The sequence below is a fragment of the Pseudoduganella sp. GW821-FHT05F09 genome, assembly GCF_059419605.1.
On sequence record NZ_JBWKSD010000014.1, the window covers coordinates 60,235 to 72,828 of the forward strand.

Annotated in this window: 7 protein-coding genes; 3 read left to right on the top strand and 4 right to left on the bottom strand. The window is 69.0% G+C overall.

Annotated features, from left to right (window positions below; all coding sequences use genetic code 11):
• Positions 1 to 49 precede the first annotated feature (49 nt).
• From AC07S4_RS29520 to AC07S4_RS29530, 3 genes are read left to right on the top strand one after another with little or no spacing between them, the layout of a single operon-like run.
• Positions 50 to 535, top strand: a complete 486-nt coding sequence (locus tag AC07S4_RS29520; RefSeq protein ID WP_494989986.1) for an Lrp/AsnC family transcriptional regulator — start codon at positions 50 to 52, stop codon at positions 533 to 535.
• Positions 532 to 1,698 (top strand): HPP family protein, encoded by a 1,167-nt coding sequence (locus AC07S4_RS29525; protein ID WP_494989987.1) that lies wholly within the window; start codon positions 532 to 534, stop codon positions 1,696 to 1,698. The genes AC07S4_RS29520 and AC07S4_RS29525 overlap by 4 nt, the downstream gene beginning before the upstream one ends.
• 28 nt (positions 1,699 to 1,726) lie before the next feature.
• Positions 1,727 to 3,523: a DUF885 domain-containing protein gene (locus tag AC07S4_RS29530; protein ID WP_494989988.1), complete on the top strand. Its 1,797-nt coding sequence runs from the start codon at positions 1,727 to 1,729 to the stop codon at positions 3,521 to 3,523.
• Between the two features lie 6 nt (positions 3,524 to 3,529).
• Here AC07S4_RS29530 and AC07S4_RS29535 read toward each other — a convergent pair whose 3' ends face one another.
• Genes AC07S4_RS29535 through AC07S4_RS29550 form a run of 4 tightly spaced genes read right to left on the bottom strand, consistent with a single transcriptional unit; the run spans position 3,530 to position 12,592 of the window.
• Positions 3,530 to 7,072 (bottom strand): response regulator, encoded by a 3,543-nt coding sequence (locus AC07S4_RS29535; protein ID WP_494989989.1) that lies wholly within the window; start codon positions 7,070 to 7,072, stop codon positions 3,530 to 3,532.
• Positions 7,069 to 7,695, bottom strand: a complete 627-nt coding sequence (locus tag AC07S4_RS29540) for a chemotaxis protein CheB (protein WP_494989990.1) — start codon at positions 7,693 to 7,695, stop codon at positions 7,069 to 7,071. The genes AC07S4_RS29535 and AC07S4_RS29540 overlap by 4 nt, the downstream gene beginning before the upstream one ends.
• A complete protein-coding gene (locus tag AC07S4_RS29545; RefSeq protein WP_494989991.1) occupies positions 7,692 to 8,534 on the bottom strand; it encodes a CheR family methyltransferase in 843 nt (280 codons plus the stop codon). Before AC07S4_RS29545 ends, AC07S4_RS29540 begins: the two co-directional genes overlap by 4 nt.
• Positions 8,531 to 12,592, bottom strand: coding sequence for a response regulator (locus tag AC07S4_RS29550; protein ID WP_494989992.1), 4,062 nt, complete (start codon positions 12,590 to 12,592; stop codon positions 8,531 to 8,533). Before AC07S4_RS29550 ends, AC07S4_RS29545 begins: the two co-directional genes overlap by 4 nt.
• Positions 12,593 to 12,594 lie beyond the last annotated feature (2 nt).

Below are 12,594 nucleotides of genomic sequence, written 5' to 3' on the forward strand. Positions count from 1 at the left end.
CTAGGCGCATAATGTGGGATAAACATCCTATTTTTTGTAAAATACCAGAATGAACCAGCTAGACCGTTACGATTACGCCATCCTGGGCGCGCTGCAGCAGGACGGCACGCTGTCCATCGCCGACCTGGCCGGCAAGGTCGGGCTGTCCAGCACCCCGTGCTGGAAGCGCCTCAAGCGGCTGGAGGAGGACGGCTATATCGACAAACGCGTGGCCATCGTCAACCGCCGCAAGGCCGGGCTGGGCGTGACGGTGTTCGTCAGCGTGCGCACCAGCCAGCACGACGAGAAATGGCTGGCCCACTTCGCCGCCGCCGTGCAGGCGCTGCCGGAAGTGCTGGAGTTCCACCGCATGAGCGGCGACATCGACTACCTGCTCAAGGTGGTCACCACCGACATCGAGGGCTATGACCGGTTCTACAAGAAACTGATCAAGGCCGCGCAGCTGACAGGGGTATCCTCCGCTTTCTCCATGGAACAGATAAAATTCACGACTGAACTACCTCTGCACCTCGTCTCGCACGGACTTCCGACATGAAATCTCTCAGCACGCTTTGGGCCGCCTTCCTGCCCGCCGCCAGCCACACCAGTTTCCGCGAGCGGGCGCGGGCCTGCAGCGGCGCCATCCTGGCCCTGCTGGTCACCGGCCTGCTGAGCCGCTACCTGCTGCCGCACGAACCGTCCCACATCTTCCTGGTCGGTCCCATGGGCGCCTCGGCCGTGCTGCTGTTCTGCCTGCCCGCCAGCCCGCTGGCCCAGCCCTGGTCCGTGGTGGGCGGCAACGTGCTGTCCGGCCTGGTGGGCGCGGCCTGCGTGCGCTGGCTGGGCGACTCGGTGCCCATCGCCGCGCTGGCGGTGGCGCTGGCCATAGGCGCCATGTTCGTGCTGCGCTGCCTGCATCCGCCCGGCGGCGCGGTGGCGCTGACGGTGGTGATGGGCGGCCCGGCGCTGCACGCGGCCGGCTTTGAATTCCCGCTGGTGCCGGTGCTGCTCAATTCCCTGCTGATGGTGGCGGTGGCCGTGGCCTACAACAACCTCACCGGCCGCCGCTATCCGCACCTGCAGCAGCCGGCGCACGTCAACCCGCACGCCACGCAGGACCCGGTGCCCACCTTGCGGCTGGGCTTCAAGCCGGAAGACCTGGACGCGGTGCTCAAGCAATACAACCAGGTGCTGGACGTGAGCCGCGACGACCTGGAAGAGATCTTCCTGAAGACCGAGATGCGCGCCTACCAGCGCCGCTTCGGCGTGATCGCCTGCGGCGACATCATGTCCAAAGACGTGGCGACGGCCGAATTCGGCACGCCGCTGGACGAGGCATGGAGCGCCATGCGTGCGCACAAGGTGGCCGCGCTGCCGGTGCTGAACCGCGCGCGGCGCGTGATCGGCATGGTGACGCAGGGCGACTTCCTCAACCACAGCGGCCTGGACGACTACCACACGGTGCGCCAGAAGCTGCGCCGCTTCCTGCGCCGCAGCGGCGTGACGCACACCGAGAAGGCCGAAGTGGTGGGCCAGATCATGATCTCGAAACCGGTCTTCGCCACCCTGGCCACGCCCATCATCGACCTGGTGCCGCTGATGGCGGACGCCGGCTACCACCACATTCCCGTGGTGGACGAGGAACAGCGCTTCGCCGGCATCGTCACCCAGTCCGACCTGGTGGCGGCGCTGTACGAGTCGCGCCTGGCACTGCAGTAACAACCCATTTTTTAGAAAAACCCTGCACATGAAACAACGCATCGCCCTGGCCGCCATGGCCGCCGCCCTGACGCTGGCCTTCGCCCCTGTCCACGCCGCCCCTGCCGCCGAACAAGTCCCTGCCGCCAGCGCCCCCGCCGCCAGGCAGCAGTTCACCGCCCTGGCGGACGAGTACTACAACGCGCTGGCGCGCTACGAGCCGGTGAACGCCACGCAGAACGGCGACAACCGCTTCGACGACCAGCTCGGCATGAGCATCGCGCCCGCCGTGCGCGCCAAGCAGTTCGCGCTGTACCGCGCCTACCAGAAGCGCCTGGACGCCATCGCCCGCGCGCAGCTGAACCGCAGCGACCGCATCCACTACGACGTGCTGGCCTACGAACTGAAGACCACGCTGTCCTTCGAGCCCTTCCCGGAACACCTGCTGCCGCTGAACCAGATGGACAGCATGCCGGTCACGCTGGCCAACTTCGCCGGCGGCGAAGCGTCGCAGCCTATCGGCACCGTGAAGGAATACGACGCCTACCTGAGCCGCCTGTCGCAGCTGCCTGCGTGGATAGACCAGGCCATCGCGAATATGCGCGAGGGCATGGCCAGGCACGTGGTGCTGCCCAAGGCGCTGGTGGAATCAGCCCTGCCGCAGTTCAAGAAGCTGCCGAGCGCCACGCCGGAAGCGAGCATCTACTACACCTCCATCAACAAGCTGCCCGCCACGTTCACGGACGCGGACAAGCAGCGCCTGACGGCCGCCTACAAGGACACGATCACCAAGCTGAATCCGGCGCTGGAACGCCTGGCGCAATTCGTCGAGCATGACTACCTGCCGGCGGCGCGCAGCAGCTCCGGCTGGAGCGCCCTCCCGCAGGGCAAGGCCTGGTACCAGGCGGCGGTGGCGTCGTCCACCACCACCACGATGAAGCCGGAGCAGATCCACGCCATCGGCCTGAAGGAAGTGGCGCGCATCCAGCAGCAGTTCGCCGTGCTCGGTCCCAAACTGGGCTACAACGGTCCGGCGGCGGGCCTGCCGGTGTGGGTGTCCGAGCAGCCGAAGTTCTATCCCTTCAAGACGGAGGACGAGGTGCAGGCCGTGTACCGCAAGCTGAACGACGTGCTGGACACCAAGCTGCCGGCCATGTTCACGCTGGTGCCCAAGGCCAAGCTGGACCTGCGCCTGGAGCCTGAGCTGAGCCGCGCCACCGCCGCCGACCACTACACCGCGCCGGCCGGCGACGGTTCGCGTCCGGGGGTGTTCTGGTCGGTGGTGAACGACCCGGCCAAATACGGCAGCACCGGCATGAACACGCTGTTCCTGCATGAAGGCAAACCGGGCCACCACTTCCATATCGCGCTGACGCAGGAGCTGGACCAGCCGCTGTTCCGCAAATACGGCGGCAACAACGCCTTCACCGAAGGCTGGGCGCTGTATGCGGAAACGCTGGGCAAGGAGATGGGCCTGTTCGACGATCCGGCGCAGTACTTCGGCCACCTGAACGACGAGCTGCTGCGCGCCACGCGCCTTGTGGTGGACACCGGCTTGCACGCGAAAGGCTGGACCCGCGAGCAGACCATCAAGTACATGCGCGACACGCTGGGCTACGACGCCGTGGCCAAGAGCGAGACCGAGCGCTATATGGCGTGGCCGGGGCAGGCGCTGGGCTACAAGATCGGCTCGCTGAAGATCGTGGAACTGCGCCAGCGCGCGCAGCAGGCGCTGGGCGACAAGTTCAGCCTGCCGAAATTCCACGAGATCGTGCTGGGCGACGGCACCGTGCCTTTGAGCTTGCTCGAGACCAAGGTTAACCGCTGGATCGCAGAGACGCGCTAGCCTTAATCAGGAATCCGACAGCAGGGCGAACAGCTCGCGGTAGCGGAAGGCTTGCGTCATGTGGCGCAGGCGCCGGACCAGGTCGGGGCAGTCGGTTTCGATGGCGGCCAGCGCGCCGGCCAGGCGCTGCTGGTCCAGCTCCACCGCGCCTTCCTTCAGCGCACGCTTCACTTCGGCGGGCAGGCCCGCCAGCTCGTCCTTGCGCACCGGCTCGAAACCGCCGCCGCCGCTGCCGCCAACTCCGCCGCTGCACGCCGCGCGCTGGAAGCGCAGGCCGAGCAGGCGCTCGATGTGGCGGTACAGCTCCGCCGTGTCCAGCGGCTTGCGCAGGAAAGCGTCCGCGCCCGCTTCCAGCGCCACCGCGCACTGCTCCTCGAAGGCGCTGGCGGTGCACATGATGATGCGCACCTGGCCGCCGTCCGGCTGGCTGCGGATGCGCCGTATCGTGGCCAGGCCGTCCAGCTCGGGCATGCGCCAGTCCATCAGCACCAGGTGCGGCGCGAAGCTGGCCACGCGCGCCAGCGCTTCCACGCCGTTGCCGGCGAAGGCCACCACAAAACCCAGCGGCTCGAGCAGCTCGCCCAGCAGCAGCTGGGATTCGCGGTCGTCGTCCGCCACCAGCACGCGCTTGCCGCGCTCGTGCAGCGCCAGGCCCAGGACTTCGCCCGCCGCCGACGGCAGCGCGCGCGGCGCCTCGGCCAGCGGCAGCGTGAGCGTAAAGCGGAACACCGAGCCGCGCCCCACTTCCGATTCCACCTGCAGCACGCCGCCCAGCAGCTCCACGTACTGGCGCGAGATCGCCAGCCCCAGGCCGGTGCCGCTCTCGCTGGCCGGTCCGCCCACCTGCACGAAGGGGTCGAAGATGCGCTGCAGGTCGCCCGGCGCCATGCCGATGCCGGTGTCGCTGATGACGAAGCCGATGCGCGCCATGCCTTCCTCGTGCCCGTGCAGCAGCTGCCCGCTGGCCTGCACCAGCACCCGCCCCTGCTGCGTGAACTTGAGCGCGTTGCCGACCAGGTTGATGAGCACCTGGCGCAGCTTGACCGCGTCCACCTTCACGGCGGCCGGCAGCTGCTCCAGGGCCAGCTCCAGCTCCAGGCCTTCGTTCTGGGCGCGGATGCGCAGCATCTCGGCCACTTCCTCCAGCAGCCGCGCCAGGTCGGCGTCGACCGCTTCCATATGGGTGCCGCCGGCCTCGATCTTGGACAGGGCCAGCACGTCGTTGATCAGGGTGAGCAGGTGGTGGCCGGAGCGGTGGATGATTTCCAAGTTGCGCTGCTGGTCCGGCAGCAGGGTGCCGGAGCGCGACATGAGCTGCGAGAAGCCGATCACCGCGTTGAGCGGCGTGCGCAGCTCGTGGCTCATCTTGGCCAGGAATTCGGACTTCACCTGGCTGGCCGTTTCGGCCGCGTTGCGCGCCGCGATCAGGCTGGCCTCGGCCGCCTTCTGCTGCGAGATGTCGCGCAGGATGCCGATGATGCGCGGCCGCCCCGCCACCTCCACTTCGCTGATCGCCACGTGCATGGGGAAGGCGCTGCCGTCGCGCCGCTGGCCTTCCAGGTCCATGCTGCGCACCACCGGACGGTCCTGGCCGCCGGCCCTGCCGGCCTGCGGTATCAGCTTGCCGATAGGCCGGCCCAGGATCTCCGCCTCGCTGTAGCCGAACATATTCTCGGCGGCGCGGTTGAAGCTCAGGATGTAGCCGTTTTCGTCGACCGAGACGATGCCGTCGGCCGCGTTGTCGACGATGGCGCGCAGGCTGGCGTTGCGCTCGTCCACCAGTTCCAGCAGGTGGTCGCGGTGGCGCCGCATTTCTTCCTCGGCCTGTTTGCGCTCGGTGATGTCGTAATGGGTGCCGGTCATGCGCACCGCCTGGCCCTGGGCGTTGCGCAGCACCTGGCCGTCCGACTTCATGTAGCGGATGCTGCCGTCCGGGTGGATCACGCGGAATTCGATGTCGAAGGGCTGGTCGCCGCACAGCGCGCGCTGGCGGGCGCGCTCGCACAGCGCGCGGTCGTCCGGATGCGTGGTGCGCAGCCAGGTCTGGTGCGCGTCGCCCAGCTCGCCCGGCGCCACGCCGCACAGGCTGTACATGCGCTCGTCCCACACCAGCTCATTGCTGGCCAGGTTCCAGTCCCAGATGCCGAGCCGCGCGGCGCGCGTGGCCAGCGCCAGCTGGTCCACCAGGTGGGCGCGGTCTTCCTCCACGCGGCGGCGCTGGTCGATGTCCTCGATCAGCACGTCGCACACCGGCGCCTCGTCGGTGCCGGCGCACACAAAGGTGGAGCGCACCCAGCGCGCCACGCCGTCGCAGCAGCGGATGCGGTGCTCGTACTGGCTGATGGCACCGCTGTCCAGCGCGGCGGCCGCGCGCGCCGCCACCAGCGCGCGCTCCGGTTCGGCCACGATGGTGAGCCACAGCATGGGGTCGTCCTCGAAGGCCTGCGGCGGATAGCCGGTGACCGCTTCGCAGCCGGAGCCGTGGCCGTAGGAGCGCAGCTGCTTGCCGTCGCGGCGCAGCGAGAACAGCTGGTGCGTGACGGCGCCCAGCAGGCGGCGGTAGCGCTCGCGCGAATCGGACAGTTCTTCGGCGCTGCGGCGCAGCGCTTCGGTGCGCTCGGCCACCAGCGATTCCAGGTGCGCGCTTTGCAGCTCGAGCGCCATGCGCTGGCGGTACAGCTCGCAGAACACGCGCACCTTGGACACCAGGATGTGCGGCTCGAGCGGCTTGATCAGATAGTCGACCGCGCCCAGCTCGTAGCCCTTGAACTGGGCCGCGCGGTCCTTCATGCCGGCGGTGACGAAGATCACCGGCAGGGTGCTGGTGCGCGGATTGGCGCGCATCAGCTCCGCCGTTTCAAAGCCGTCCATGCCGGGCATCTGCACGTCCAGCAGCACCGCCGCGTAGTCGGCGCGCAGCACGGCGCGCAGCGCCTCGGGGCCGGAGTTGGCGCGCACCAGCTCCACATTGGACTGCTCGGCCAGTTCGCCCAGCAGGCCTTCGAGCGCCAGCAGGTTGGCCGGCTGGTCGTCCACCAGCAGCAGCCGCAGCGGCTGGCCGTCCGGGCTGGCGCGCCGCGCCGCCATCACGTTCTCCACCTGGCTGGCGTAGCGCTCGAATTCGGCGATGGCCAGGCGCTGGCGGTACAGCGCGGCAAACACATTCACCTTGGCGTGCAGCACCACGGTTTCGATAGGCTTGACCAGGTAGTCCACCGCGCCGCTCTCGTAGCCGCGCAGCGAGAACTCGCTGCCGCCCTGCAGCGCGGTGACAAAAACGATGGGCACATTGCGCGTTTTCGGGTTGGCGCGCATCAGCGTGGCCGCTTCGTAGCCGTCCATGCCGGGCATCTGCACGTCCATCAGCACCAGGCCGAAATCGCGCCGCAAGAGCTGGCGCAAGGCTTCCTCGCCGCTGTTGGCGGTGGACAGCTCCAGCCCTTCCACGCCGTCGAGCAGGGCGGACAGGGCCAGCAGGTTGTCGTCGTTGTCGTCGACCAGCAGCACCGGCACGGTGGCCGGCAGCGTGGCCATGCCGCGGCGGTTCATGCGGCCTCCATGCCGGCCAGGCGCTGCAGCAGCAGCGGCAGCCGGTCCAGCGTGGCGATGGCGTTCGGCGTGCCGGGCGCCAGGCGCGCCAGCGCGGCGCGCGGCATCAGGTCCATCACCGCGTCGGCCGGCTCCTGCACGATGGTGTAGCCGCCCGCCGCCGCAATGCGCGCCAGGCCGGCCGCGCCGTCCGCGCCGGCGCCGGTCAGCACCGCTCCCACCAGCGCGGCGCCGTAGCAGGCCGCAGCCGATTCAAACAGCACGTCCACCGAAGGGCGCGCAAAGCTCACCGGCGCGTCGGCCGACAGCGCCAGCCTGCCGTCGCGCTCGACCAGCAGGTGGTAGCCGGCCGGGGCCAGGTAGGCCGTGCCGGGCTGCGGCAGTTCGCCCTCGTCGGCTTCCTTCACGCGCAGCGGCGCGGTGAAGTCGAGCAGGCGCGCCAGGCTGTCGCCCGAGCCGGGCGATATGTGGATGACCACCAGCAGCGGCAGGGGGAAGTCCACCGGCAGCGCGGGCAGCACGCGCTGCAGCGCGTCCACGCCGCCCATGGAGACGCCCAGCACCACGGCGCGGAAGCGCGGGCGCCGCGTCGGGCCCATGCCGTGGCTCATGCCCGGGTTCATGCCTGCGCTCCGGCGGCGTACTGCTTGCGGTAGATGCGGACGGGCGCGGCCATTTCGCGGTAGCGCGGCGCAATGGCGCGCTGGTCCAGCGTTTCCTTGGTCCCCAGGCACAGGAAGCCGCCCGGCGTGAGGCAGCCGTCGAACAGGGACAGCAGGCGCTCCTTGAGCGCCGGCTTGAAGTAGATCATCACGTTGCGGCACAGGATCAGCTGCATCTCGCTGAAGTCGGCGTCGGTGGCCAGGTTGTGCGCGGCGAACACCACGTTGCGCAGCAGGCCGGGATCGAACAGCGCGCGGCCGTAGCGCGCCACGTAGTAGTCGGAAAAGGCGGCGCAGCCGCCGGCGAGCTGGTAGTTCCTGGTGTAGCGCTGCATGTCGCGCAGTTCGAACATGCCCTGGCGCGCGCGCTCCAGCACCGACTCGTTCAGGTCGGTGGCGTAGATGCGGCATTGCTGGTCCATGCCTTCCTCCCGCAGCAGTATGGCCAGCGACATCACTTCCTCGCCGCCGGCGCAGCCGGCCACCCAGATCCGCGCGTGCGGATAGGTGCGCAGGTGCGGCAGCACTTCCTCGCGCAGCGCCTTGAAGAACGGCGGGTCGCGGAACATGTCCGACACGTTGACGGTGACGTCCTCCACCAGCGCGCGGCACAGCAGCGCGTCGCGCAGCAGCGCCGAGGTGGCCGCGCCGAAGCTGTCGAAGCCCGACTTGCCCAGCCACGCCACCAGGCGGCGCGTGAGCGAGGCGCTGGCGTAGCCGCTGAAGTCGTAGCCGTGCGCCTGCTTGACGGCGCTCACCAGCAGGCCGATTTCCAGCTCCACGATGTCCTGCTCGTTCACGCCACCTCCCCGGCCTGGTAAAGCCACACGCGCATCAGCGAGAACAGCTTGTCCAGGTCCACCGGCTTGGCCAGGTAGTCGCTGGCGCCCGCGTCCAGGCATTGCTTCTGGTCGCCCAGCATCGCCTTGGCGGTGAGCGCGATGATGGGCAGGCGCGCCCAGCGCGGCTCGCGGCGGATGCGGCGCATGGCCTCGAAGCCGTCCATCTCCGGCATCATGATATCCATCAGCACGATGTCGATGTCCGGGTGCGCCTGCAGCTGCGCCAGCGCTTCGGCGCCGTTGCCCGCCTCCACGATGTGCATGCCCTTTTCGGCCAGCACCGAGGACAGCGAGAAGATGTTGCGGATGTCGTCGTCCACCAGCAGCACCTTGCGCTGCTCGAACATGGCTTCCTTGTCGAGCGCGCGCCGTATCATTTTCTGCTGGTCCTGCGGCAGCGAGCTTTCAACCAGGTGGAGGAACAGGCTCACTTCACCCACCAGCCGCTCGGGGCTCTTGGCGCCCTTGACGATGATGCTGTCGGCGTAACGGCGCAGGCGGGCCTCGTCCACTTCGTTCAGGCTGCGGCCGGAATGCACGATCACCGGCATCTGCGGCGCGCAGGCGCTGTCGCGCAGGCGGTCGAGCAGCTCGAAGCCGGACATGTCGGACAGGCCCAGGTCCAGCACCATGCAGTCGTAGCGGCCTTGCGCCAGCAGGGCCAGGGCGGCGCTGCCGGAGCGCGCAATCGAAATGTCCAGGCCTTCGGTCTCGAGCAGCGCGGCCACGCTCATGGCCTCGGCCTCGTCATCCTCCACCACCAGCAGGCGCTTGTCGGTGCGGGCGATGGCGGCGCCGATGGAGTCGAGCACCTCGTCCAGCTGCTGGGCGCTGACCGGCTTGGTGATAAAGCCGATGGCGCCCAGGCCCATGGCTTTCTGGCGGTCTTCCAGGCAGGTGATGAAGTGCACCGGGATGTGGCGCGTGGCCGGGTTGTCCTTGATGCTGCGCATGACGCCCCAGCCGTCGATATGGGGCAGCATCACGTCCAGCAGGATGGCGTTGGGGCGGTAGCGCTCGGCCAGCGCCAGGCCGTCCTCGCCGTCGCAGGCGACGATGGCCTGGAAGCCGTGCTCGCGCACCGTGTCGCGCAGGATGCGGGCGAAGGACAGGTCGTCCTCGACGATGAGGATGCAGCGGTATTCGGGCAGCACCAGTTCGCGGTCGTCCTCCATCGCCATGGCTGGCGGGCGCGCGGCCGTTCCGGGCTGCTCGGCGCCGGCCATGGCGGCGCGCTCGTAGCGCGCGGGGGCGGCGGCGGATGTGGCGTCCGGCGCAGCGGGCGGCGCGGCAGGCACGGCGCCGGCATCGAGCGGCAAATACAAGGTGAAGATGCTGCCCGCGCCGGGAGCGCTGCTGACCGTGATCTCGCCGCCCATGCGGCGCGCCAGCTGGCGCGAAATCGACAGGCCCAGGCCGGTGCCGCCGAATTTGCGGCTGGTGGAGCCGTCCGCCTGCTGGAAGGCATGGAAGATGCGCTCGTGCTGCTCGGGGGCGACGCCCACGCCGGTGTCGCTGACGGCGAACGCCAGGGCCTCGCCGGTCCGGCCCTGGCCGCCCGCCTCGGCAGCATTGCAGACGCGCACGTCCAGCCCCACCCTGCCCTGCGCGGTGAACTTGACGGCGTTGGCCAGCAGGTTTTTCAGGATCTGCAGCAGGCGCTGGCCGTCGGTGCGCAGCTGCGCGGGGGCGCCGGCGGCGAGGGCGATGTGCAAGGCCAGCCCCTGGTGCTCGGCCAGCGGCTGGAACAGGGCCTGCAGCTGGCTGGCCATGTCGCCCAGCGCCACGTCCTCCAGTTCCAGCGTCACGTGTCCGGCCTCGATCTTGGACAGGTCGAGGATGTCGTTGATCAGGTTGAGCAAGTCCTTGCCGGCGCCGTTGATGGTGGCCGCGTACTCCACCTGCTTGCCGCTGAGTTTGCCTTCCTTGTTCTGCTGCAGCAAGCTGGACAGGATCAGCATGCTGTTCAGCGGCGTGCGCAGCTCGTGCGACATATTCGCCAGGAATTCGGACTTGTAGGCGCTGATGCGCTCCAGCTCGTCGGCCTTGCGGCGCAGCTCGCGGCTGGCCTGCTCGCTTTCCGCGCTCTTCTGCCGTATCACCTCGCGCTGCTGCTCCAGCAGCTGGGCGCGCTCCTCCAGCTCCTCGTTGGACTGCTGCAGTTCCTCCTGCTGCACCAGCAATTCCTCGGTCTGCACTTGGGTCTGCTCCAGCAAGTTGGCCACGCGGCGGCGCGCATGCTCCACGCCAACCGCCACCGCCACCGCCTCGGCCGCCTGGCGCAGCCATTCCAGGCGCGGCGCGTCGAACTCGCCGAAGGTGCCGATCTCCACCAGCCCCACCAGCTCGCCGTTGTGCATCAGCGGCACCGCCGCCACGGCGGCCGGTCCGGCCTGGCCCAGCGCCGAGGCCACGTCCAGATAGCCCGGCGGCACCGGCGAGAGCACCTCGATGGCGCCGCTGCGCACCGCGCTGCCGGCCCAGCCCTCGCCCGCCGCGAACTGGCGGCGCGGCGCCGTGCCGGTGGTGTAAGCGTGGCTGGCGGCCAGCACCAGTTCTTGCCGCCCGGCGTCGTGCAGGTACAGCGCGCCGACCGCGCCGCCCACATGGCGCGTCAGGAAACTGACCACGGCCTGCGTCAGCTCCGGCAGTGCGCGTTCGCCGCGCAGCTCGATATTCAGGGCATTGATGCCGCTCTTGGCCCAGTCCTGCTGGCGTTCCTCGTCGAGGTGCAGGCGCAGCGTGCGCGCCATACGGGCAAAGCCGCGCCCCAGGCTTTGCTGGGCGGCGCTCATGGCGGCGATGGCGCCCACCAGCGCGCCGATCTCGTCGCGCCGCGCCGCCAGCCCGCCCATCTCCAGCGCGGGCGGCTCGTGCACTTCGCGGCTCAGGTCGCCCGCCGCGATGGCCTCCACCAGCTGGGCACGCTCGGCGCTGTCGTCGCTCAGCGTGCGCAGCGTGTGCAGCACGCCCTGGATCTGCCCGGTCAGCGCCAGGAAAATGCCCACCGCCAGGTAGGCGAACAGCGCGCAGGCCAGCGCGCTGAGCACCACGATCCAGGCCAGGCCGGTGCGCGCCTTGTCGATGCGCCGCTCGATATGGTCGCGCAGGGCCGGCGCCAGCACTTCGCTGCCGCCGGCATAGATCTGGTCGATGAGATTGGTGAACTGCTCGATGTACTGCTCCGAGCTGACGCCGAAGCGGGCGTCGATGATGTCGTCCTGCGCCATGCCCAGCGCGATGCGCATGCCGGCGTCCACATTCTGGTCCAGGCTGCCCAGCACGCCGCGCAGCGCGGGATTGTAGTTAACGACTTTTTCAAGATTGGCGGTTTGCAAATCGCGCGCGATGCGGGTGTGGCCCAGCAGGCTGGCCATCTGCAGCCGCTCGGCCTCGGTAACCGTCTTGCGCGCCAGAATGGCGGCGCCGAAAGCGCGGGTCTGGCCCAGCCGCTCGGTGAAGAAGGGCAGCTTGACGATCACGTCCATCAAATAATAGCTGGCGATGTCCGGGTCCAGCGTCAGCGCGCTGGCGTCGGCCACGTCGGACGCCAGGGTCAGCATCTTGGCGATCAGCTGCTCGTGGCGCAGTGTGTTGGTCTGCTGCGGCCACTCCAGGCCGAACTGGCGCAGCGCGCGCCAGTCGCCGCTGACCTCGCGCCAGCGCGCCGCCGGCAGCACTTCGGGCGGCAGGGCCTCGGCCAGGCGCAGGAAAGCGGCGTCCACTTCGGCCGCCTTGGCCTGCTGCCGCTGGGCCAGCAATTTGTTGCCGCCAAGAAAACCCGCCGCCAGTCCGCGGTCGTGCTGCACCAGCTGGATGCTGCGGTTCAGGCGCACCAGCGCCTCCAGGCCGAGCAGCTCCTCGCGCGACGGTTCTATCACCCGGTCCAGCGCCTGGTAAAGATTCACCTGGAGCAGCACCACGGCGCCCAGCGCAAGCAAACCCAGCAGCAGGAATTTATGCGCGTAGCGCAACCTGCCCATCAAATTGATGGCGGGATAAAACAGGGCTTTCATCG

Excerpts from the sequence above, each read along its gene's own strand:
- AC07S4_RS29530 (WP_494989988.1), top strand. The coding sequence starts at position 1,727 with ATGAAACAACGCATCGCCCTGGCCGCCATGGCCGCCGCCCTGACGCTG.
- AC07S4_RS29525 (WP_494989987.1), top strand. The coding sequence starts at position 532 with ATGAAATCTCTCAGCACGCTTTGGGCCGCCTTCCTGCCCGCCGCCAGC.
- AC07S4_RS29550 (WP_494989992.1), bottom strand. The coding sequence starts at position 12,592 with ATGAAAGCCCTGTTTTATCCCGCCATCAATTTGATGGGCAGGTTGCGC.
- AC07S4_RS29540 (WP_494989990.1), bottom strand. The coding sequence starts at position 7,695 with ATGAACCCGGGCATGAGCCACGGCATGGGCCCGACGCGGCGCCCGCGC.
- AC07S4_RS29535 (WP_494989989.1), bottom strand. The coding sequence starts at position 7,072 with ATGAACCGCCGCGGCATGGCCACGCTGCCGGCCACCGTGCCGGTGCTG.
- AC07S4_RS29520 (WP_494989986.1), top strand. The coding sequence starts at position 50 with ATGAACCAGCTAGACCGTTACGATTACGCCATCCTGGGCGCGCTGCAG.